This is a genomic window from Shewanella sp. 3_MG-2023 (assembly GCF_030548765.1).
In the GTDB taxonomy this organism is placed as follows: domain Bacteria; phylum Pseudomonadota; class Gammaproteobacteria; order Enterobacterales; family Shewanellaceae; genus Shewanella.
Genome location: NZ_JAUOSH010000009.1, coordinates 25,654 through 48,024, shown reverse-complemented (window position 1 = coordinate 48,024; position 22,371 = coordinate 25,654). Strand labels below are relative to the sequence as shown.

Sequence of the window (22,371 nt, the reverse complement as noted above, 5' to 3'; positions counted from 1 at the left end):
TTATAACAGAGCTTTGAAATAGATGCTCTTTATAAACAAGCCTTAGGCTAATTTCAAATCATGCTGCAAGCGATACATCACCATATCTTCAATGGTCAATACTGGCATATTGTGCTTTAAACCAAAGGCGACAATTTCAGGCGCTTTGGCCATAGTGCCGTCTTCGTTCGTTACTTCACACAAAACACCTGCAGGAGATAAACCGGCCATTTGCATTAAATCAACCGTGCCTTCAGTGTGACCACGGCGAGCCATAACGCCACCGGCACGCGCGCGCAGTGGAAATACATGTCCCGGACGAGCGAGGTCGCTGGCTTTCGCATTTACTGCTGTAGCCGTTTTTACTGTCGTTACTCGATCTTGAGCTGAAACGCCTGTAGTCACTCCTTCTTTAGCTTCAATTGAAACCGTAAAAGCAGTTTGGTTAGCACTGTTATTGTCTTGCACCATTGGCGGCAGTTCAAGTTTGTTGGCTTGCTCGTCCGTTAAACATAAACACACAATGCCGCTGCATTCGCGGATCATTAATGCCATTTGTTTTGCGGTTAAGTGCTCGGCTGAATAAATGATGTCACCTTCGTTTTCACGATCTTCATCATCGAGTAATAACACACCGTTACCTAATCGTAAGGCGGCTAAGGCTTTTTCAACACGTTCGATTGGATCACCAAATGGCGAAAGTAGTGTTAGCTGATTCATGGTTTACTCCTAAAAAAATACCAGAATCAGGGCTTTGAAGAGTGGCTTTACGCCAAACGAAATGCACCAGCATACCTAAGTAGTGGTGTTTTCTATTCTCTTTCATCCGGACTATAACCGTCGGCTCTGGACTGTTAGGCGTACTTCATGTGAAAACATGGCCTAAGTCACCAGATCTGCTGACCTCGAAAAATATCGAGCGCTCGCGGGCTCATCTTGGCGCATTTAGTCGCCTCGATTTACCGCCGGTGGGGAATTGCGCCCCGCCCTGAGAATTTAAATTGTGATGCTTAATAAAGTTAAGCGCGGCCATTTTATGGCAAAAATGACTATAAAAAAAGGGCTTATGCTCACAGTCTTAGATATAAAATGTCATCAAGAGTGGGGCGTTTTAGGGGGTGACTGGATAATTTTGTGAACAAACTTGCTCGCTGGTATGACCTCTGATAGCCTTTGCCGCTGACAAAGGAGTTGTAGCCCCATGAATTTATATTTTCGTCTGTTTTGGTTGTTTGTCTGGCGTATTCGTCACTGTAATCACATCGATTTTTTAGGTACCAGTCGTATTTCATATCGCGCATTACCGCTCGATTGCGATATCAATATGCATCTTACTAATTCTCGCTATCCTGCCTTTTTAGATTTAGCTCGTACTTATATGATTGCTGAAATGGGTTTAATGAAGCGATTTTTAAAACTTAAATGGCTGCCCATTGTAAACGCATCTGAGTTTACCTTTATTAAAGATATTAAGCCGCTGGAGAAATTTGACATTGAAACCAAGATAGTTGGTTGGGATGAGAAATATTTCTATATTGAGCAGCGCTTTGTATCTAATCGTGGGGTTCATTGTATTGCCCATGTGCGTGGTGTGTTTGTTTGCAAAGGTAAGCAAGTGCCTATCAGTAAGTTAATTGCCGAAGCGGGCTACGACGGCGCTATGCCAGTAATGACTGCTGAAGTGGTTAAGTGGAAACAATTTCTGCAAGTAAAAAAAGGTCAGAATATTGCCCCTAAGCTGAGTCAGGTAGCATAATAAGCGCTAGTCATTTATTTAACGGGGTTAGCTTGTGGCCAAATTAGAAAAATTCTGCGATATTTTTGACCGCGCCAGTGAGCGTAAAGGTGGCAGTAAGGCGTTAGCTCATTTATTGCCTCTGACCCTTGAAGCGGATGAGATTGGTCAATTTTCTGATGCACAACTTTTGTCTGCCATGAGCAAGCAAGTGTTTCAAAGTGGCTTTGTGTGGCGGGTGGTTGAGAATAAATGGCCTGCGTATGAAAAAGCCTTCTTTGATTTTGAACCGTTTAAAGTATTAATGCTGTCACCGGATCAAATTCAGCAGCGCGCCACTGACGCAACGCTTATTCGCCATCAAAAGAAAACCCAATCTATTGTTGATAATGCCTATATGGTGCAGCAAATTGCGGCTGAGCATGGCAGCTTTGCTGAGTTTATTGCTAATTGGCCATCGGAAGATATCACAGGACTTTGGCAAGTATTAAAAAAGAAAGGCAGTCGTTTAGGTGGCAATACTGGGCCGTATTTTTTACGTAATGTGGGTAAGGATACGTTTTTATTAACCACTGATGTGCAGTCATATCTCAAAGCCACTAAGGTGGTTGATGCCGGATTTACCTCGCAAACCGCGCTGCGCCAATCCCAAGCGGCTTTTAACCACTGGCAACAAGAGTCAGGGTTAACCTTGGCTGAAATAAGCCGCATTATTTCACTTAGTGTGGGTGAAAATAGGCTTTAAACCTCATAACGGGCTAAAAACATTGTTGCCGTTTCATCGGCTAAATGCTGTCTTTGTTGATCATTTAACAGTGCGCAACAGGTTAAAATGTGCGGCCAAAAACACTGGCCTTTGATCAAATGCAATAGTTGCTCATTGGCAAAAGTAGCATCTTCAACCTCAATCCTTCCATCAATTGCAGCGGCTTTTATCCAGCGTAATAATGCCGTTTCATGCAGTTTCATTTTTTCTATTTCACGGCACATCTCTTCACTATTGTAAAACAAATGCCCAATAGCGACTCGGGCCATATCAATATGCTCTTGAGAGTTGATGAATTGAATTTCGGTCAAAATGATGGCTGATAACTGCGAAAACAGCGCTTGTTGCGGCTGATATTGCTCTTGATTGCTGGCCATGGCTTCAAACCATAACTCACTAACTAGGTGCATGACTAAGGCTTCTTTAGTGGCGAAGTGGTTGTAAACAGTGCGCTTAGACACTTGCGCCTCTTCTGCCAGTTTATCCATGCTGGTCGCCGCAACCCCCAGTTTTTTGAACATCCGCTTGGCTGCGTCAACGATGGCTTCATGCTTTTGTTGGCTGAGGGTTTTCTTGGTTATTGTCATACTTGTTTACAAATCTTCGCTGGGAGTCGTGCAAGTATATTACACTGAGTAGTTTACTTTTCAACAATAAATCCATAAACTGCACCGTGTAGTTTACTTTTTTTGGCGTTAATATGAAATATTGGTTATTTATTGTTGGAGTGTTGATGGTGTCGTTTAGCTTAAAAGCATGGTGCAGCTATGATAAAAATGCGCAAGAAACTCACGAGAAATTTCAAAATACCGAGATTAACTATCAATCAGGTTTAAGTGATATTTGGCAAATAGTAAAAAGTTATTTTACCGTCAAAAGAGCACACCCAACACCTGTAAAGCCGGTGCCTGTTTTGCCACTGACGACATTGAGCTTAAGCTTCAGTACTGAAGATCAAATATTTAGATTAGGTCATTCAACATTACTCATCCGCTTGGACGGTGAATATATCTTGTTAGATCCTGTCTTTAGCGAACGTGCATCTCCAGTTCAATGGGCTGGGCCAAAACGATTTCATCAATCGCCAATAAGTATTGAACAATTACCTGCTATTAAGACGGTCATTATTAGTCATGATCATTATGATCATCTTGATAAAGCGGCCGTTATGGCCTTAAATAAGAAAGTTGAGCATTTTGTGACGCCATCAAAAGTGGGCGATCACCTTATTGATTGGGGGATTAGCGCAAGTAAAGTGTCGCAATTGGCTTGGTGGCAAGAACTGAATTTGGCGGGGCTGACGTTAGTCGCTACCCCTGCACAGCACTTTTCTGGGCGTGGGCTATTCGATCGTGATACTACGTTATGGGCAAGTTGGGTGATCCAAGGCGAGAAAAACAAACTATTCTTTAGTGGTGATGGCGGTTACTTCTCAGGTTTTAAAGACATTGGTGAGCGTTATGGGCCATTTGATATCACCATGATTGAAACTGGCGCCTATAATGAATTATGGAGTGACATTCATATGATGCCTGAACAGAGCTTACAGGCGCATATTGATTTAAACGGCGCAGATTTTCAGCAAAGCGCCATGTTACCAATCCATAATGGTACTTTCGATTTATCATTACATGACTGGTTTGAGCCATTAGAGCGTATTACGACCTTAGCCGAGCAAGCGAATATACCAGTGCTAACACCGATATTTGGTGAGGGGGTTTCAGTTGATTTCCCTACTCAGGCAGCCTACTGGTGGCGTGATATGCTGACAGAGCCTACTGTCGCAATGCAAGCGCAATAATTAATATCGTATGAGGATATTTTTTTAGAATTTAATACTAGGCGCACACCTTTTTTAATGAGAATGTTGTATATTTACGCACTTTTAAAAGTGAGCCAGTTAACCTTTTTGTAACACTTTCGTGTGTATTTTTTGTTGTTGCTACAGCTAAGTCAACAAAGCGTATACAAAGTATCTAAGTTTATTATTTGTTTACAATTTATAATTTTTTAATTGGTTGTAATGGTTGTTGAGCTCGCAAGTGTATGGGATAACAACGTCCATTAAAATTTCAAGCTTAAAACGTTGAAAAACGTTGAAATATATATCCAGCAAATATTTACCCTTCAAACAAGGTGAAATTTACTGATGATGTCATTAGGAGTAGGAGCAGTCATGCGCAAAGCACTGAAAATAGCCTCAGTTATCACTGCGGCTTTATGGATTACCGCTTGTGGTCAAGCCGAACAAGGCCAAGGCCAACAAAAAGCACCACCCGCACCAGTAGGGGTGATGAGTGTGACTGAGCAATCTCAAGCCATTTATGTTGAATTACCAGGTCGTAGTCGTGCTTTTTTAGAAGCGGAAGTACGCCCACAGGTATCAGGCATCATCACCAACCGTGGTTTTGTTGAAGGTAAAGATGTCGAAGCGGGTCAGTCACTGTATCAAATTGACTCTGCAACTTACAAAGCTGCTTTAGTTAGCGCAGAAGCAGATTTAGCCAGCGCGAATGCAGCCTTGGCTTCTGCGAAAGCTACAGCAGACCGTTATGCAGCCTTGGTTAAAACTAATGCTATTAGTGCCCAAGACTTTGATGAAGCTGATGCAGCCTACAAAGAAGCAATCGCTAAGGTGACTGTTGCTGAGGCAGCAATTAATACTGCTAAAATCAACCTTGAATACACAGAAGTACGTGCACCAATCTCTGGTCGTATTGGCACATCAAGTGTCACTCCTGGTGCACTAGTTACTGCTAATCAATCAAATACACTGGCGAAAATTCAGCAACTTGATCCAATCAATATCGATATTGCTCAATCAAGTGCACAACTATTACGTCTTAAGTCAAAACTTAGACAAGGTAAGTTACAGCAAAGCGAAAATGCTGAAGTGACCCTTATTCTTGAAGACGGTAGCACTTACGAGAACGTAGGTACATTGCAGTTCTCTGAAGTGAGCGTCAATGAAGCAACAGGTTCGGTGATTATCCGTGCTGAATTCCCTAACCCTGATGGGGTGTTGTTGCCTGGTATGTATGTGCGCGCGATTTTAAATGCCGGACAAGATCCATCAGCCATTTTAGTGCCGCAAAAAGCCATTACCCGTAACACAAAAGGTGAAGCGGTAGCTATGATTGTTAATGCTGATAATCAAGCTGAAGCGCGCGTGGTGAAAACAGCAGAGGTGATTAATCACCAATGGCGTATTACTGAAGGCTTAAAGGCTGGCGACAAATTGATTGTCGAAGGTCTGCAAAAAGTTCGTCCTGGCGCTGAAGTTGCTCCACAAGTTTTAACCGAAAACACTCCAACTAAATAGGGTAACGTTATGGCTCGTTTCTTTATCGATCGCCCTATTTTTGCATGGGTGATCTCAATTCTAATCATGTTGGCAGGGGTCTTAGCAATTAAAGATCTTCCTGTGGCGCAGTACCCGAGTATTGCACCGCCAACAGTTGAAATAACCGCGTTTTATCCTGGCGCGTCTGCAAAGACCATGGAAGATACAGTAACTCAGGTTATTGAACAACGTATGACGGGTATTGACCATCTGCGTTATATTGCCTCAAGCAGTGATAGTTTTGGTAATGCAAAAATCACCTTAACCTTTAATGCTGAAGCCGATCCGGATATTGCTCAAGTACAAGTGCAAAATAAGCTGCAAGCTGCGATGACCTTGTTACCGCAAGAGGTGCAATCTCAGGGTGTTAACGTGGTTAAATCAAGTGCTGGTTTCTTGATGGTTGCAGCGTTTGTATCTGAAGATGGTTCGCTGGATAAAACCGATATTGCCGATTATGTTGCTGCCAATATTCAAGATCCGTTAAGCCGTGTTGCTGGTGTAGGTGAATTGCAATTATTCGGAGCCCAATATGCAATGCGTATTTGGCTTGATCCGTTAAAGCTGACGCAATACAACTTAACTAGTATTGATGTTATGGCCGCGATTCGTGAGCAAAATGCGCAGATTTCAGCGGGTCAATTAGGTGGTGCGCCATCAATTGCTGGCCAAGAATTAAATGCGACCATTACTGCCCAAAGCCGTTTGCAAACTCCTGAGCAATTTAAAGGGATTATTCTCAAATCTGACACCTCTGGTGCTAACGTTTACCTGAGCGACGTAGCTCGCGTTGCACTGGGTTCTGAAAGCTACTCAGTGGAATCATTCTTTAACGGTAAACCCGCTGCTGGTATTGGTGTGCAGTTAGCCACAGGTGCTAACGCGCTTGATACCGCAAAAAATGTTCGTGAAATGCTTGCTGACTTGCAAACTTATTTCCCTGACAGCTTAGAGATTTATTACCCATATGACACTACGCCATTTGTTGAGAAATCAATTGAAGGTGTTGTGCATACCCTTATCGAAGCAGTGATTTTAGTGTTCCTGATCATGTATCTGTTCTTGCAGAACTTCAGAGCAACACTAATTCCAACGATTGCGGTACCCGTGGTATTACTTGGTACATTCGCCATTTTATCAGCGACTGGTTTCTCTATTAACACCTTAACCATGTTCGCTATGGTACTGGCTATTGGTCTGTTAGTAGATGATGCGATTGTTGTGGTGGAAAACGTCGAGCGTGTTATGTCTGAAGAGGGCTTAAGCCCACTTGAAGCCACCCGCAAATCGATGGATCAAATTACTGGCGCACTTGTGGGTATTGGTTTAACCCTGTCAGCAGTATTCGTACCTATGGCATTTATGTCAGGTTCAACTGGTGTTATTTATCGTCAGTTCTCGATTACGATTGTGTCTGCAATGGCGCTGTCTGTTTTAATCGCGATGATTTTAACCCCGGCATTATGTGCCACCATGCTTAAGCCAATTCCAAAAGGCCATACCCATATTAATACTGGGTTCTTTGGCTGGTTTAACCGTAACTTTGATAAGTTAACCTCGCGCTATGAAGCGGGTGTAGCAAAAATCCTTAAGCGTACTGTGCGCATGATGGGTGTCTATCTTGTACTGGTTATCGCGACTGGTTGGATTTTCATGCGCATGCCAACAGCATTCTTGCCAGATGAAGACCAAGGCATCTTGTTTACCCAAGCAATTTTGCCAACTAACTCGACTCAAGAAAGCACCATGAAAGTGCTTGAGGATGTGAGTGACTATTACTTGGAAGAAGAAGGCGATATCGTTAAATCTGTATTTAGTGTTGCAGGTTTCAGTTTCGCTGGCTCTGGTCAAAACATGGGTATTGCTTTCGTCGGTCTTGAAGACTGGGCTGAACGTGGTGGTGAAGGGCAAGATGTTCAATCCTTGTCTAACCGTGCAATGGGTCGTTTCATGCAGATGAAAGACGCCTTAGTGTTTGCCTTTGTACCGCCAGCGGTAATTGAATTAGGCACGGCCAATGGTTTTGATATGTACCTGCAAGATCGTAGTGGTCAAGGTCATGAGGCGTTAATTGCAGCCCGTAATCAGTTATTAGGTATGGCAGCGCAGAATCCGAACCTTGTGGGCGTACGTCCTAATGGGCAAGAAGATGCACCTATGTACCAAATCCATGTTGATCAAGCTAAAATTCGCGCCTTAGGTGTGGATATCGATGATGTAAACAGTGTACTAGCAACCGCTTATGGTGGTTCGTATGTGAATGACTTTATCGACCGTGGTCGCGTTAAGAAAGTATACGTACAAGGTGATGCTGAATACCGTATGCAACCAAGTGATTTAGAAACCTGGTTTGTGCGTAACTCAAAAGGTGAAATGGTACCTTTCTCGGCCTTTACTACTGGTTCATGGGAATTTGGTTCGCCACAATTACAACGCTTTAACGGTTTACCAGCGGTCAATATTCAAGGTGCAACTATGCCCGGATATAGCTCTGGTGATGCAATGCTTGATTTCGAGAGAATGGTGCAAGATTTACCACCAGGGTTTGGTATCGAGTGGAATGGCTTATCTTATGAAGAGAGACTATCAGGTAACCAGGCACCAGCGTTATACGCACTATCTATTTTAGTGGTATTCCTTGTACTAGCAGCACTTTATGAAAGTTGGACGGTACCATTTGCGGTAATCCTAGTTGTGCCATTAGGGGTTATCGGGGCACTGCTGGCGATGAATGGTCGTGGTTTACCTAACGATGTATTTTTCCAAGTAGGTCTACTGACGACGGTAGGGCTGGCAACCAAGAATGCCATCTTGATTGTAGAATTCGCCAAAGACTTCTACGACAAGGGGGCTGGGTTGGTTGAAGCGACTTTGCACGCAGTGCGAGTACGTTTACGTCCAATCTTGATGACATCTCTAGCCTTTGGTTTAGGTGTTGTACCGCTAGCGATTAGTACTGGTGTTGGTTCTGGTAGTAAGAATGCACTAGGTACAGGCGTACTTGGTGGCATGATGAGTTCTACCTTTATTGGTATCTTCTTAATCCCACTGTTCTTCGTGGTGGTTGAGAAAATCTTCAATAAGAAAGAGCGTAAAGGTTATGTACCACCTGAAACGAAAAGTGATTCAGCTGAATAAGCGCTAATCACTGTAGTTATCCTTAAAAAGCCCAGCAGATGCTGGGCTTTTTGTTACTCGTTATTTAAGGCTTATTGCAATTAATAAGCTAGCGATGGGTTAAGTTGATGAGCTTACTCAGGGGAATTGTGCCGTTACTGCGACCTAGCATAGTGAGATATGCTTAATGGCATGGGCGCAGGTTAACGGCGCTATGACAAGAACGACCGGATCAGTGGGAGCACCTTGTATTGCAATAACTCGAGTCAGTTAAGTTGAGTTCGATGCTTTGGTTGCAGAACCTCGGTTATAGCTAGCAAATGCAACTAACCCAATTCCTGTTATTAATGAAATAGTGCCATCAATGAAATACTCCTATCAATAAATACCTATCAATGAATACCTATCAATGAATACCCCTCCATGAAAGAGTCACTGTCAAAAACGCAATAAAAAGCCCTGTAAATACAGGGCTAATAAGCTAATCAGTTTCAGTCATTATGGTATGACAACGACATTCGTTATGGCGTGTAATAAGTTGCAGCGCCAGGACCTACAGGGAAGCCTAAAACAAATACCCACAGGAAGAAGAACAGCGTCCAACCGATAAAGAACACGATTGAGTAAGGCAGCATGGTGGCAATCAAGGTACCGATACCTAGATTCTTCTTATAACGGCTTGCAACCGCCAGAATTAGACCGAAATAGCTCATCATTGGCGTTATCAAGTTAGTGACCGAATCACCTATTCGATACGCTGCCTGAATGGTTTCAGGGGCATAGCCTACTAGCATTAACATAGGTACAAATATCGGCGCAGTAACTGCCCATTGCGCCGAAGCACTACCGAGCATTAAGTTGATAAAACCACACAACATAATAAACAGTACAAATACTAATGGCCCAGTTAAACCAATACTGCTCAAGGCATCCGCGCCAGTTACCGCTAATACCGCGCCTAAATTGGTCCATTTAAAGAAAGCCACAAACTGCGAGGCAAAAAATACCAACACAATATACATACCCATGGTACTCATACTGTGAGACATGGCATTAATGATGTCGGTGTCTTTTTTCATGCTGCCGACCACTTTACCGTACACCAAGCCCGGGATAGCAAAGCCGATAAAGATAAACGCCACAATGCCTTTTAAAAATGGTGAGCCTGAAACTAAGCCGGTTTCAGGATTTCGTAGTGGGGCGCCTTCAGGAATAATGGTCAATGCCAATAAGCTTGATAAGACCAATACAGAGAAACCCGCCACCTTTAAGGCATGTTTTTCTTCTGTAGTGACAATATCCATTTTCTGTTCAGATAAGTCATCAGCCGCTTCAGATACATCGTATTTTCCTAGTTTGGGTTCAACGATTTTTTCGGTAACCAGTGCGCCTAATATAGTGATTAAAAAGGTCGACACAAACATGAAGTACCAGTTGACCTCTGGGCCAACAATATAATCTGGGTCAATCATTTGCGCCGCAGCTTCAGTGATACCTGATAGTAAAGGGTCGACCGTGCCTAATAGTAAGTTAGCGCTGTAGCCACCGGATACCCCAGCAAAAGCGGCTGCTAATCCGGCTAAAGGATGACGCCCAAGGGAGTGAAATATCATTGCCGCCATTGGGATCAGCACCACATAACCTAGCTCTGATGCGGTATTGGACACAATACCCGCAAACACAATCGTTAGTGTAACAAGGCGCTTTGAAGTGCCCATGACCAATAAACGCATAGCGGCAGATAATAACCCTGAGCGCTCAGCAATACCGACACCCAGTAAGGCCACTAATACAGTGCCCAATGGGGTGAAGCCGGTAAAGTTAGTCACTAAGTTGGATACGATCATCCGCAAACCTTCAGCATTCATCAAGCTGACCACATGGATTAAGCCATCCTCACTGCGACCTGAGCTGCCCATAGGGCGAGGGTCTGCAACTGTCATTTCGAAATAACCCGCAATACCACTAATGGCAATGACAGCTAAGCAGAACATGGCAAATAAGGTAATTGGGTGAGGTAATAAATTGCCTAATCTTTCGACAATGTTAAGAAAACGGACAAAGGTGCCACTTGAGGCGAGGTCCTGAGGCGTACCCTTATTAGGCACAGCTTTAGATGGATCAAGGTTCATGAATATCCCTTAAATAGGCTTAATTATTAGAGTTTGAGATTTTGCCAATCTACAGACTATATGACCTATTTTAAAATAAGCTTAAATCTAGGCGGAAAAAGCTGATAAATATTAGTTAACATCAAATTTTCATTGAGTCTAACTCAATAACAACTAATTATCGAAAAATAGCGCTATTTAGTTGTACTGATGTTGTAAGTTGGTATAAAAAACACTCATTCTTGTTTTTGCTTAAAATGCTGTTTTGAAAGAATTAAAAAATATTTTTAATCATTTTGTTCTATATTTTTTACCTTTTTGAATGGTAGCGTCAAAGCTTGCTGTTAAGTTAAGCTTTTTAATGGTTTTAACCATGGTATTTGTCGGGTTTCTATATGAGTTGTAAAAAATCGTGCAAAAAACAACATCTGCATTGAGTGTATGTTTAGTGAACAGGGTGTTGATTCTTCGCTATGATGAGGCAAGCTAGTCAGTGCTCAATATAAACGTGATAATAATAATGATAAAAATACCTTTACATATTTTAGCTTCAAACTTGGCCTTTACGGTCAACACATACATAAAGCGATTACTCAGGCAGAGTTGCGCAAACGCCTTAATAAGCGGTTGCGGTGTAAGTTTACTGATCTTATTCAGCGCTTCCGTAACTGTTACCCAAGCCAATACCGGAGCTGGGTTTGAAATACAGGCACAGCAGAAAGCTAAAATTCAACTGACAATGACTGCGCCAGTTAAACCGCAAATAATTGCCAAAGCACAAACGCAGATTGAGCAAAGCAAACCGAATCAGAAACTTACTCCCACAGCAGCGTCGTTAGGATTAACTGAAAAATCGCCGCAAGCGGATAAAATTACTGCGTCGCAAAGTGAGCCCATAAAACCTCAAAAGCAGCTTGCAACCAGCACTAACGTGCAGCCTAAAGTGATTAAAGTGGCGACTATGCCGACGCCCCTAGCCCAAGCGCCCAAGCGTCAACAAGTCTTGCATGCGCCTATTGTGGTATTACCTTTAGCAAGTGACACGGGTGATGCTGAGTCTGGCTCTCAAGTTAAACCCCGCTCTCAAGTTAAACCAAAGAAACAACAGGTATTACACCCTCCGGTCGTGGCGCTTAAGCAGCCAGCAAAACCTGCTATGGTGTTAAAGCCCAAAGTGATTGTTGAACAAACTGCGATAAAATCTGCGGCTGTTGTAGAGCGTTATCAGCCTCCTGCAAAGAAGAAGTATTTTTCGCGCCAGCCGTCAGCGGATAATGCAGCACCAACAATGGTTTCAAGCGCATTAACCGCAAAAAGTACCTTGACCGCAGGTAGTCAGACTAAAAAACCAAAACGTAAAATCTATCAGTATCAACGTAATGGCGTGACCACTTTTTCAAATGTCGTGCCCACCACTGAGGACTTTGACGTTTTATTGTATGACTGCTTTGCCTGCCAAGTAGACTCGCAGCTTGATTGGCAGCGTATTCCCATATTTGTCTCTAAGCATAAACAGTTAGTCGAGGATGCTGCCAAACAATTTCAGTTAGATCCTGCGTTAATTCGGGCGGTGATCCATGCAGAATCAGCATTTAATGCCAAAGCGCACTCAAAGGTGGGGGCAATTGGATTAATGCAATTAATGCCTGCCACAGCCAAAGAGTTGGGCGTGACCGATGCTTATAACGTGCGGCAGAATATTCTGGGTGGTAGCCAATATTTAGCGTACTTACTTGAACGATTTGATAATGATATTGAGCTTGCCTGCGCCGCCTATAATGCTGGCCCGACAACCGTGACTAAGTATCAGGGTATTCCGCCATACCCAGAGACTCAAGCCTATGTTGAGCGGGTAAAAATCTTGCTAAAACGCTATCAAGCAGCATTAGCGAGCTAATAATCTAAAGATTTAAGAGGATGATATGAACAGGGATACACACACAACAACCATAAAAAAGTGCTATCAAGTCATTGGTATACTATCGCTATTAAGCGTTAATCTTGTTGGATTTAATGCGATTGCTGCCCAGCAAAGTCATCTCGCGCCATCAGAAGAAGATCTGCGTTTATATGATATTGCCACAGCGCCGCAGGCTAAGCGTTTACGCACAGATGTAGAAACGCTGGTGAGCTTTGGCACTCGTCATACCTTATCTGAAACACAATCTGATACCCAAGGTATTGGCGCAGCAAGGCGCTGGATTAAAGCTGAATTTGAACGGATATCTGCTGATTGTGGTGGCTGTTTAGAAGTTGTCATGGTGGGCGAAACGGTTAGTGGCAAGCGCATCCCAAATCCCACCGAAGTGGTAAATGTATTTGCGATTCAACGAGGCTCCACAGATCCTAACCGCGTGGTAATGATGAGTGGTGATATTGACTCTCGGGTAACCGACCCGATGGATTTTACCTCGGTATCTCCGGGGGCCAATGATAATGCCTCTGGGGTTGCTGGCGCTTTAGAGGCCGCGCGAGTGCTGTCGAAATATCAATTCAATGGCACAATTGTTTATGCGGCGCTTTCAGGTGAAGAGCAAGGTTTATATGGCGGTGATGTGCTGATTAATTATGCTAAAAAGCATGACTGGCAAATCCAAGCGGTGTTGAACAATGACATGATTGGCAATATTGCTGGCATTAACGGGGTTATTAACAATTCTACTGTAAGAGTATTTTCTGAAGGGGTCAGAATTGCAGAAACTCCTGAGGAAGCCAAACAGCGTTATTTCAGCGGTGGCGAAAATGATTCCGCTTCACGTAATCTGGCACGAAAAATTAAATCCTTAGTTGATCAATACATGACTAACCTTGATGTGATGTTGGTATATCGTCTCGATCGCTTTGGCCGTGGCGGCCATCATTTACCGTTTAATAAAGCAGGTATGCCTGCCGTTAGAGTGATGGAAGCTAATGAGCATTATGATCGTCAGCATCAAGATATTCGCACTGAAAATGCTATTGAATATGGTGATGTGCTTGCTGGGGTGGATTTTGACTTTAATGCCAAACTCACCGCACTTAATGCCATTAGTTTGGCTTCAATGGCGTGGGCACCAGAGCCGCCAAAAGGGGTGAACATCGAAGGTATTATGCAACCCGATACCAAACTGCAATGGCAGCCACAACCGAATAAGAATATATTAGGTTATCGGGTCTATTGGCGCTCAACCACAGAATCTGAATGGAGTCATAGTCGTTATGTTGGTAACGTGAATGAATTTATTATGAAAAATATGGTCATAGATAATTATGTCTACGGTGTTGCCAGTGTCGGCGACAACGGTAATACCAGTCCAGTGGTATTCCCTGGAGCGGCGGGCGCGTTCAATTAATAGATTTTTTTGATGTAAAAAAGGATTAGGGTGAAGAAAAGGATTTTACTGGCAAGTTTATTGCTGCCAATGATGTTGAACACGGCTTGCTCATCATCAAGTGCCACCAATGCAGGCTGTGATTTTGTTCGCGGCACGGCAGAAAGTAATTCAGATAGACGTGAACGTGACTCGAGCCCGGGAGCAACTAGCAGTGATTCACATGATGGTGATATTTTAGTTGGTATTTTTACCGCCCTAATTGGGCTGGTTGTAAGACCTTTCAGCGACGATGGCGATGAGTGCATATAGTTTATATTGCATCAGTATTGGTATTACAAAAAAGCCCATGTAATTTTCATTACATGGGCTTTTTAGTGGCATTTCTTTACTAAAATTATCGCTAAAGATACCAGCTAAAAGCACCGAGAGAAATAAATTATTCAGCCACTTCTAACTTAACCACGGTTTTACCACCGCTTTGGCCAAGACAGCGCTCTAGGTAATCTAATGTCTCTTTCGCGGTAGTATCTAGCTTCCATGGTGGGTTTATCACCCATAAGCCTGCTGCAGTCATACCAAATACATTGTTGTCAGGGGTAATTGATTGTTCAATCCGCAGCTGATTTTTTATACCACTATCAGCCAGTATTTTTAACATGGACTCAGTTTGAGCTCTATCAACCACCGGATACCACAGCATATAAACACCAGTAGCAAAGCGTTTGTGTGCTTTGATAATGGCATGGGCAACATCTTGATAATCGGTTTTCATTTCATAACTTGGATCAATCAAGGCAACCGCGCGGCGCTCAAGGGGAGGCACTGCAGCTATCAAACCTTTTAAGCCGTCACCTTTAACGACACGAACATGTCTGTCATCAGCAAACTGTTCATCAAGTGAAGCAAAATCAGTACCGTGTAACTCATGTAAAACCATGCGATCTTTTTCACGCATGTTCATATCAACAAAAGCAGGTGAACCCGGGTAAAAAGACAGTTCTTCCTCACCTTGGTTGAAGTGTTTTACATCGTCAATATACAGCTGCAATGATTCTGGTAAATCATCTTTACCCCAAAGCTTAGCTACGCCATCTAAATATTCGCCAGTTTTCTTTGAAAACTCATCTGTTAGTGAGTAACCGCCTGCACCCGCATGGCTATCGATATAGGCCATAGGCTTATCTTTTTTGTGCATCAATTTAAGTACTTGCAGCAACATAGTGTGCTTAAGTACATCGGCATAATTGCCAGCATGAAAACCGTGGCGGTAACTTAACATGAGAGTGTCCGAAAATTAATAAGCAGTCTAAGCTGCAAGATAGCTACATTATAGGGGCTAAGTCTAAGCAGGTATAGGTATTCACTCTGGCGGGCTTTTGGCATAATAGCCTTGAGTCTACTAAATATCTGGAAATACTTTTGCAAATACCGATTTTTTTTAATCAGCAATATCCGTCACTGGTTGATATCAGTGAGCGTTGGGGTTTTGAGTGGAGCAAAGAGGCGCAGTTTGAATTGCGTTTTGAGCACAACACCTTAAGCCTGCACAAACGTGATGAACCTAAATTAGATGGTATAAGTGTCGATTTTGTTTCAGGTGCTGTTGCTCACCGTCGTAAATTTGGTGGCGGCCGCGGCCAATCAATCGCCAAAGCGGTAGGCCTTAAACAAGGAGTAACCCCAACAGTGGTTGATGGCACCGCAGGTTTAGGCCGCGATGCTTTTGTGTTGGCTAGCCTAGGTTGCAAAGTGATTATGGTTGAGCGCCATCCTGTAGTAGCAGCGTTACTTGAAGATGGACTGCGCCGTGCTTATGAAGACGCTGAAATTGGTGAGTGGATGCGTGAGCGCATGAGTTTATTTCATGGCTCGAGCCTTAGTGCCTTAGCTGATGCTGCTAAAACGACCGCGACAGAAATTGATGTGGTGTATTTAGACCCCATGTATCCCCACCGCGAAAAGTCAGCCTTGGTAAAAAAAGAAATGCGCGTATTCCAAACATTAGTGGGCGCCGATCTTGATGCCGATGGCCTATTGGCGCCAGCAATGGCATTAGCCACTAAGCGAGTGGCAGTAAAACGCCCTGATTACGCTGAAGATCTTGATGGAGTAAAACCGAGTATGGTTATTGCGACTAAGAAAAACCGCTTTGATGTGTATGTGAAAGCGGCAATGAAGTAGGGCTTCACATTTTTTAGCTATAGTTTGATTTTTTAGTTAGTAGTCGATACCAACACAGCTATTTTATCAAATCCCATACTTAGATTAAGTATGGGGTTTACGATTGAAATTATCGCTTCTCATATAGTTGCTGAGCCATTTTTCTTTCATTATAACCTCTGATAATGGTGCCATTAATATCCAGTAATGGAATGCTATCCCCACCTAGATTTTCATAACGACGCCGACCTTCAGCTGACTTTTCAATATCAAATTCAGTATAGGCAATATTATTTTTATCAAAGAATACTCGCGCTTTTTCACAATATCCACACCAGTCAGTGGCATATAACACCACCTCGTTAGTTTGGTCGTACTTCTTAGGAAATAATGGCCAATTTTGATAGATGGCGAATAGAACGCATAAAATAAAAATTTTCTTCACATTATCTTCCTTGATAACTAAAAATGCATCTCACTCTCATACTTTACATAGCATGGTCATCGATTTTAAGTTGTAAAAGCCGATAACTCTTCGAGAGTAATATTTAAAATAGAGGTTAAAAAATAAGCTGAGGATATTAGCATTAATTTTACAGACTTTAAAATTTGCTTTTATACAGTGTGTTACTCATTAACTGAATAGATGATATATGGCATGCTTTTGCTGTACGCGGGGTTTTGTCGCACTTGAATATTAAAAATATCTCAATATAGGCAGTTAAAAACGCTATAATGTGCACAGCAGTTCAAAACCCGCTTCATTCCCTTTAAATACTATCCTTTATTAGAGTCTCACATGATTGAAAAGCAACAGAATAACCCACTTCACGGCCTGAGTTTAGACATCATGATGACTGAGCTGGTTGATTTTTATGATTGGAAAGTACTTTATGCGGCACTGAGGTTGGAGTGCTTTAACCTTAATCCAAGTATGGAAGCGAGTATCAAGTTTCTTAAAAAAACCGAATGGGCTAGAGAGCGAGTTGAGTCTTTCTATCTTTATCGTTTTAAGCAAATGCCAAAAGGTACTGCTGAACAGTTTGAACTAAAGCCAAGAGCTCGCGGGTTTGCTGATGGTATCGTGCCACGTAAGCCACAAGAGTTAACGGTTGAGTTGTTAGATGAACAGCGCGCTAAAGCGACTGAGAATTACGAAGCGATGAAGGCTAAAAATCAGCGTCCTCGTTATGGTAGCGATAAGCCAAGACAACAAGATGCTTATGCGCAAAATCGTAGCTCAGATAAGTCGGGCGCCAAAAGACCTGCGCCATCACAAGACCCAACTAACCCTTGGGGTAAGTAACTCTCTGAGTTAATGGGTTTGAGATAAAACCCATCATTGATAATAAATGTCGCTATTATTGCAACGATAGCGGCATTTTTTATTGCTCAAACTCTGTTAAAATGCACTCGGCAAGTCAATTGGCTGCATACAAGGTGTTTATTAACTCCCCATTCCCATCATTAATTAGAGTTGTTATGAAACGGTTTTTATTCCTAGTATTTATGGCGTTTTCTAACGCAAGCGTCGCAGTAGAACCTTTATTTGAAACGCCAGAAGATATGCAGCCGACATGGGTTGATGATATTTTGTCAGTCTTTGGCGCCGATGGTGAGTTTGATGACACTAAAGCCATCGATATGAGCTATTTACCCACCGCTTATTACACCCCCGAGAAAAAGTTTGGCTTAGGTTTGTTAATGGTGGGGTTATATAAAACTGATGGCGCAGCGGCAGAGGAGCAGCCGTCATCGTTAGTACTGAACTCATTTGTATCGATGAATAATTCTTACGGCGTTGAAGTGGAAAACATGACGTTTTTCAATCAAGGAAAGCAACGTTTATTGCTGCAATTAGAATTGCATAACGAAGCGGCGGTTTATTATGGCCAAGGTATCGAGCAAGGTAATATCGATGCAAATCACCATGAGTTTGAAGAGCAGCTTTATAGTTTTAAGCCACGGTGGATGACCGAAGTTGCCAGCAACTATTTTATTGGTGTTGGCGCAGATTTTATCTATGCCAGTGCTGAAAACTTAGCCTTAGTTGAGCCTGAAATGGCCGTAGATGCGACTGAAACATTGCCGAATAATTTTAGTTCAGGCGTGGTCGTCACCAGTATTTACGACTCGCGGGATTACCGTTTAAATGCCACTAAAGGTTGGTTGTTTCAAGTGGATGCCGGCCTGTATCAAAACGATCAATCATCGTCATTTTCAACTTACAATGTCGAGTTAGCCAATTACATTGATTTAAGCTCTATGTCTGCGCCAGGATTAATCGCTTGGCAACTGCAAGGGCACTTTACTGATGGCGATGTACCTTGGAATTTACTGCCAGATCTAGGTGGCTCTAACGCCATGCGCGGTTATATCAAAGGGCGTTACCGTGACGAGCAAATGATGATGGGCCAAGTTGAGTATCGATTACCGATTTTTCAGCGTTATGGCATGGTTTTTTGGGGCGCGGTGGGCAGCGTTGCGCCTAAAGTGAGCCAATTATCTGATGAGTTAATGACATCCTATGGCACCGGTTTTCGCTTCAATATAAAAGACAATATTAATCTGCGTTTTGATGTCGGTGTGGGTGAAAATGAAACTAACTTCTATCTTAATGTGAATGAAGTTTTTTAATTTACTGTTTGACGTATCAATAACAGGCGAGCATGAATAACACAATTTCTGAATTGCATATAAGCACCACAAGATGGCGAACTTTGGCTAACTCATTGGCCATGTCATTGGCGCTGTCATCTAAGTCAGTGGCTATGTCATTGGTGATGCTCGCCATACTGTATGCGGCAGCTGCTAGTGATGCATTGGCCAATGAAGCCATCGTCAAAGATGCCCTTGCTAGTGAATCTCTTGCTAATGAAACAGACCAGCAATGCAGCCGTAATGCTCATTACAGCATTTATCTTAATGGGATACACACTGGCGAAATGACCAGAACTGAGCATTGGCAAGGCAAATCAGCGGTAGTAACGTCAAACAGTGAAGCCAGTATTTTAGGCATTGGCACCCAATATCAGCAGCGGGCAGAACTGTCTTGGTCTGATGCAACTAATGAATGGTTAACGGATGAGTTTCATCAACAAGTGTCAGGATTTCGCTCACGGGATATGCAAGTCACTTTTGATGACGCAGGGCGACAGTCGCGGGTCGATATTGATGGCGATGTGGATACCTATGTGTCAAAAGAACTCCCTTTGCGCGATGTGGATACCTTGGCGATTCAAATTCGGGAGCATTTATTACAAGGTCGGCAGCAATTCGCCTTAGTAAGGCAAGCCTCTGATGGCATCGAGCCCTACCAGTTTTATGTGCAGCAAAAGCAAACGGTTACACTTGCACCTTGGGGGGAGTTAACCTTGATCCCCGTGGAGCAAACTGGCGATGAAGATGTCACCTACTATTTTGCTGCAGATATGGATTATCAACTGATTAAAGCCCGCTATCACGGCATTATCCTCAAAGGGTTAATTGAACTCGACAGCTACTCTTCATCGTGCGAACCAAGCTCTGTTAAATAACGCCAATTTACAGCATTAAAATCGTTATTTTTGACTATTTTTATGGCAAAAAATAATTTGTGATGGCTGTTATCGGCCTCACAAAACGATTCTCGCAAACTCAGATAATTCATCTCAAGCATTAGCCAATGCTAAGTAAACCCAGACTCTATTCATCGTTAACTCTTGCTGTTATGCCTAGTGCATTTTTTTAGGGCTTATCAGGTTTAAGTTACTTGTGTATCAGTTCTGTCAGTCTATTTGTGTCAATTTGTAGGTAGTTGTGAGTTTTGTTGCGAAGCCATTCCATATTACGCCTAAGTCGATATACTACAAAAGTGCTATTTAGCTAACGAAAAATGGATTGTTTGTAGATGAGAAGATTTATCCCATGGCTGTGCAGTATGCTTTTTTTAGCAAGCTTGAGTGCTGTTGCCAATGATGCTTTCCTCAAATTAGAACAATCAATTAAAGGGCTTTCTGCTGCAGAATCGATTGCGTTATTAGACCAATTTGATCTTACAGGCAGCAACTTTGATGCTGAATCTCAAGCAAAGTATTATTTTGTTTATGGCCAGCAGTACGAAAAAACTCGCCAGTTGGAATTAGCTATAGCCAGTTATGATAAAGGTATCGCGCTGGTTAGCTCTTTGGCGGTGACTGATATCTTAATTGATAGCTACTTAGAGCGCTCCTTTGCTAAATATCTCCAAACTAACGATCCTGCGGTTTACTGTGAAGATAGAACACTCGCGCTCCATTATGCTCGTCAGCATAACAACTCAGAATTACTCGCTAAGACATTAACTCAAAATGCTTTTTGTTATACAGAGCCTACTACGGTTCAACAGGGCATTGATTTATTAAGCGAAGCGCTGACAGTCGTTGATAAAAGTAGTGCGCTAAACTTAAACCGTAAAGCTTTGATTTATAATGCGACAGGTAATCTTTATCGGCGTGTGGGATTACATCAACAAGGGTATGAAAACTTTGAAAAAGCCTACCTGACTTGGCAGCGTATTAATGACAAAGAAGACATGTTCAATATGCAACACAATATGCTTAGCGAGGCATTAAAGCTAGGGGATTGGGATAAAGCTCAGAAAAGCCTGACGGTGCAGTTCACTTTGGCCAATGAAGCTAAAGATTACAAAGATTTATTATTTTTCGCGCATCTAAATAGCGGCCGCGTGGCGCTAAGAATGAATGATTTTCCCCTTGCTATTGAGCATTTAGAAAAAGCGGTTGCATTACACCACACTTCCAAAGAAAGTTATTTTAAAACCAGCAATTACTTATATCTGGCGTTAGCTTATTTAAGAATTGGTGATGCAGTAAAAGCGGCTGAAATGGCGCGCGCATTCAAACAAGATAAACACTTTAGTCAAAACCAGCAAAGCATGATTTTACAGGCCGATGCCATAATTGCGATGGATGAGGCTAAGCCCATTGAGGCCGTTAATACGCTGCTTGATGTCATTGATTTAGAAAGGGAGGCGCACCAAAGCGTCATTAGCAACCAAGTTATCATTTCTGCGCTTGGTCATAATGACCAATTGGTCAATTTTGAAAATCAATTACTGGCGAATAGGCTTGCTATTAATGAATTAAACTTGGTAGCAGTTGAAGATAAAGAGCGTATTTATCAGCTTAATCTGATGCTACTTTTTGTTTCTGCTGTGGTGTTATTAACCTTGATTATTTTCCTATTGCTCTCGCGGCGATCGTTAAAATTTCGTGCAGAAATTGACTTTCTTACCGGGCTTTATAATCGTGGCCAAACCTTTACCCAAGGTCAGAGCCTCGTTGAAAAAGCGGCAAAAAAACAGCAACCTTTGGCAGTGATCCTGTTTGATATTGATAACTTCAAAACCATTAATGACACTTATGGGCATCATGTGGGCGATCTTGCGCTAAAATCGCTGTCAAAAAGAGTAAAAGCCTTATTAAAAAACAGTGACTTGATAGGTAGGATCGGCGGTGAAGAGTTTTTGATAGTGTTACCCAATACTAATATGGATCAAGCCTTTGCGATATCAGAGCGTTTGCGTCACGGCATAGCATCTCGAGCGTTTCACTTTGACGATATTAGTCTTGATTTAACGGTGAGCATGGGAGTGGTAAATAATATTGATAGCACTAAGTCATTATTTGATTTAGCAAAAATAGCAGATGAAGCACTGTACCGAGCTAAATATGCAGGTAAAAATAAAGTGCACCTTGCTGCTGAGTGCGCATAACCCTTACCAAAAACAGCTTGGCTAATGCAGTCCTATTAGCAAGTGTAATTAGCTAACCTTTAACGCTCTCTTTGCACCGTAATGGTGCAAA

Annotated in this window: 17 protein-coding genes, 1 pseudogene and 1 riboswitch; of the genes and pseudogenes, 13 read left to right on the top strand and 5 right to left on the bottom strand. The window is 42.6% G+C overall.

What is annotated here, in order from left to right:
- Positions 1-42: 42 nt before the first annotated feature.
- Positions 43-699: a 3,4-dihydroxy-2-butanone-4-phosphate synthase gene (gene ribB / locus Q4591_RS07015; protein ID WP_102439380.1), complete on the bottom strand. Its 657-nt coding sequence runs from the start codon at positions 697-699 to the stop codon at positions 43-45.
- A 90-nt stretch (positions 700-789) separates the two neighbouring features.
- Positions 790-979: riboswitch (FMN riboswitch) on the bottom strand.
- Between the two features lie 201 nt (positions 980-1,180).
- Here ribB and Q4591_RS07010 point away from each other — a divergent pair.
- Both Q4591_RS07010 and Q4591_RS07005 read left to right on the top strand, forming a co-directional pair.
- Positions 1,181-1,735 carry a thioesterase family protein gene (locus Q4591_RS07010; protein ID WP_303460137.1) on the top strand — a complete coding sequence of 185 codons (555 nt, stop codon included), beginning with the start codon at positions 1,181-1,183 and terminating at the stop codon, positions 1,733-1,735.
- A 34-nt stretch (positions 1,736-1,769) separates the two neighbouring features.
- The gene (locus tag Q4591_RS07005) at positions 1,770-2,459 is read left to right on the top strand and encodes a DNA-3-methyladenine glycosylase I (protein ID WP_303460135.1); all 690 of its coding nucleotides are present in this window, start codon (positions 1,770-1,772) and stop codon (positions 2,457-2,459) included.
- Here Q4591_RS07005 and Q4591_RS07000 read toward each other — a convergent pair.
- Entirely contained in the window at positions 2,456-3,067 is a 612-nt protein-coding gene (locus tag Q4591_RS07000) for a TetR/AcrR family transcriptional regulator (RefSeq protein ID WP_303460133.1), read from the bottom strand. The genes Q4591_RS07005 and Q4591_RS07000 overlap by 4 nt on opposite strands.
- 113 nt (positions 3,068-3,180) lie before the next feature.
- On the opposite strand from Q4591_RS07000, the gene Q4591_RS06995 reads away from it, so the two are divergent.
- The 3 genes from Q4591_RS06995 to Q4591_RS06985 all read left to right on the top strand — a co-directional run bounded on the left by Q4591_RS06995 (position 3,181) and on the right by Q4591_RS06985 (position 8,961).
- Positions 3,181-4,281 (top strand): MBL fold metallo-hydrolase, encoded by a 1,101-nt coding sequence (locus tag Q4591_RS06995; RefSeq protein WP_303460131.1) that lies wholly within the window; start codon positions 3,181-3,183, stop codon positions 4,279-4,281.
- A gap of 375 nt (positions 4,282-4,656) precedes the next feature.
- A complete protein-coding gene (locus tag Q4591_RS06990) occupies positions 4,657-5,802 on the top strand; it encodes an efflux RND transporter periplasmic adaptor subunit (protein WP_102439384.1) in 1,146 nt (381 codons plus the stop codon).
- Between the two features lie 9 nt (positions 5,803-5,811).
- Positions 5,812-8,961, top strand: a complete 3,150-nt coding sequence (locus Q4591_RS06985) for an efflux RND transporter permease subunit (RefSeq protein ID WP_102439385.1) — start codon at positions 5,812-5,814, stop codon at positions 8,959-8,961.
- A 500-nt stretch (positions 8,962-9,461) separates the two neighbouring features.
- On the opposite strand, the gene Q4591_RS06980 is transcribed toward Q4591_RS06985, so the two are convergent.
- Positions 9,462-11,072, bottom strand: a complete 1,611-nt coding sequence (locus tag Q4591_RS06980) for an AbgT family transporter (RefSeq protein WP_102439386.1) — start codon at positions 11,070-11,072, stop codon at positions 9,462-9,464.
- Between the two features lie 1,330 nt (positions 11,073-12,402).
- Here Q4591_RS06980 and Q4591_RS06975 point away from each other — a divergent pair.
- The 3 genes and pseudogenes from Q4591_RS06975 to Q4591_RS06965 form a co-directional block, all read left to right on the top strand.
- Positions 12,403-12,948 (top strand): annotated as a pseudogene (locus Q4591_RS06975) (lytic transglycosylase domain-containing protein); the annotation flags it as partial.
- A 25-nt stretch (positions 12,949-12,973) separates the two neighbouring features.
- Complete coding sequence (locus Q4591_RS06970) at positions 12,974-14,383, top strand: M28 family metallopeptidase (RefSeq protein ID WP_303460129.1); 1,410 nt, start codon at positions 12,974-12,976, stop codon at positions 14,381-14,383.
- 30 nt (positions 14,384-14,413) lie between these two features.
- Positions 14,414-14,674 carry a hypothetical protein gene (locus tag Q4591_RS06965; RefSeq protein ID WP_102520287.1) on the top strand — a complete coding sequence of 87 codons (261 nt, stop codon included), beginning with the start codon at positions 14,414-14,416 and terminating at the stop codon, positions 14,672-14,674.
- Positions 14,675-14,801: 127 nt separating this feature from the next.
- Here Q4591_RS06965 and Q4591_RS06960 read toward each other — a convergent pair whose 3' ends face one another.
- On the bottom strand, positions 14,802-15,644 hold the full coding sequence (locus Q4591_RS06960) for a 23S rRNA (adenine(2030)-N(6))-methyltransferase RlmJ (protein ID WP_303460127.1): 843 nt from the start codon (positions 15,642-15,644) through the stop codon (positions 14,802-14,804).
- A 134-nt stretch (positions 15,645-15,778) separates the two neighbouring features.
- Here Q4591_RS06960 and Q4591_RS06955 point away from each other — a divergent pair, with 134 nt between their 5' ends.
- A complete protein-coding gene (locus Q4591_RS06955) occupies positions 15,779-16,546 on the top strand; it encodes a class I SAM-dependent methyltransferase (protein ID WP_198589950.1) in 768 nt (255 codons plus the stop codon).
- A 109-nt stretch (positions 16,547-16,655) separates the two neighbouring features.
- On the opposite strand, the gene Q4591_RS06950 is transcribed toward Q4591_RS06955, so the two are convergent.
- On the bottom strand, positions 16,656-16,970 hold the full coding sequence (locus Q4591_RS06950) for a glutaredoxin family protein (RefSeq protein ID WP_198590430.1): 315 nt from the start codon (positions 16,968-16,970) through the stop codon (positions 16,656-16,658).
- 354 nt (positions 16,971-17,324) lie between these two features.
- Between Q4591_RS06950 and Q4591_RS06945 the strand changes: the two genes are divergently transcribed.
- The 4 genes from Q4591_RS06945 to Q4591_RS06930 all read left to right on the top strand — a co-directional run bounded on the left by Q4591_RS06945 (position 17,325) and on the right by Q4591_RS06930 (position 22,280).
- On the top strand, positions 17,325-17,831 hold the full coding sequence (locus tag Q4591_RS06945; protein WP_102439395.1) for a VF530 family DNA-binding protein: 507 nt from the start codon (positions 17,325-17,327) through the stop codon (positions 17,829-17,831).
- Positions 17,832-18,007: 176 nt separating this feature from the next.
- Positions 18,008-19,162 carry a BamA/TamA family outer membrane protein gene (locus Q4591_RS06940; protein ID WP_303460126.1) on the top strand — a complete coding sequence of 385 codons (1,155 nt, stop codon included), beginning with the start codon at positions 18,008-18,010 and terminating at the stop codon, positions 19,160-19,162.
- 32 nt (positions 19,163-19,194) lie between these two features.
- The gene (locus tag Q4591_RS06935; RefSeq protein WP_368501204.1) at positions 19,195-20,061 is read left to right on the top strand and encodes a hypothetical protein; all 867 of its coding nucleotides are present in this window, start codon (positions 19,195-19,197) and stop codon (positions 20,059-20,061) included.
- 383 nt (positions 20,062-20,444) lie between these two features.
- Complete coding sequence (locus Q4591_RS06930; protein ID WP_303460125.1) at positions 20,445-22,280, top strand: GGDEF domain-containing protein; 1,836 nt, start codon at positions 20,445-20,447, stop codon at positions 22,278-22,280.
- Positions 22,281-22,371 lie beyond the last annotated feature (91 nt).

Excerpts from the sequence above, each read along its gene's own strand:
- ribB (WP_102439380.1), bottom strand. The coding sequence starts at position 699 with ATGAATCAGCTAACACTACTTTCGCCATTTGGTGATCCAATCGAACGT.
- Q4591_RS07010 (WP_303460137.1), top strand. The coding sequence starts at position 1,181 with ATGAATTTATATTTTCGTCTGTTTTGGTTGTTTGTCTGGCGTATTCGT.
- Q4591_RS07000 (WP_303460133.1), bottom strand. The coding sequence starts at position 3,067 with ATGACAATAACCAAGAAAACCCTCAGCCAACAAAAGCATGAAGCCATC.
- Q4591_RS06995 (WP_303460131.1), top strand. The coding sequence starts at position 3,181 with ATGAAATATTGGTTATTTATTGTTGGAGTGTTGATGGTGTCGTTTAGC.
- Q4591_RS06990 (WP_102439384.1), top strand. The coding sequence starts at position 4,657 with ATGCGCAAAGCACTGAAAATAGCCTCAGTTATCACTGCGGCTTTATGG.
- Q4591_RS06985 (WP_102439385.1), top strand. The coding sequence starts at position 5,812 with ATGGCTCGTTTCTTTATCGATCGCCCTATTTTTGCATGGGTGATCTCA.
- Q4591_RS06980 (WP_102439386.1), bottom strand. The coding sequence starts at position 11,072 with ATGAACCTTGATCCATCTAAAGCTGTGCCTAATAAGGGTACGCCTCAG.
- Q4591_RS06970 (WP_303460129.1), top strand. The coding sequence starts at position 12,974 with ATGAACAGGGATACACACACAACAACCATAAAAAAGTGCTATCAAGTC.
- Q4591_RS06960 (WP_303460127.1), bottom strand. The coding sequence starts at position 15,644 with ATGTTAAGTTACCGCCACGGTTTTCATGCTGGCAATTATGCCGATGTA.
- Q4591_RS06945 (WP_102439395.1), top strand. The coding sequence starts at position 17,325 with ATGATTGAAAAGCAACAGAATAACCCACTTCACGGCCTGAGTTTAGAC.
- Q4591_RS06940 (WP_303460126.1), top strand. The coding sequence starts at position 18,008 with ATGAAACGGTTTTTATTCCTAGTATTTATGGCGTTTTCTAACGCAAGC.
- Q4591_RS06935 (WP_368501204.1), top strand. The coding sequence starts at position 19,195 with ATGAATAACACAATTTCTGAATTGCATATAAGCACCACAAGATGGCGA.
- Q4591_RS06930 (WP_303460125.1), top strand. The coding sequence starts at position 20,445 with ATGCTTTTTTTAGCAAGCTTGAGTGCTGTTGCCAATGATGCTTTCCTC.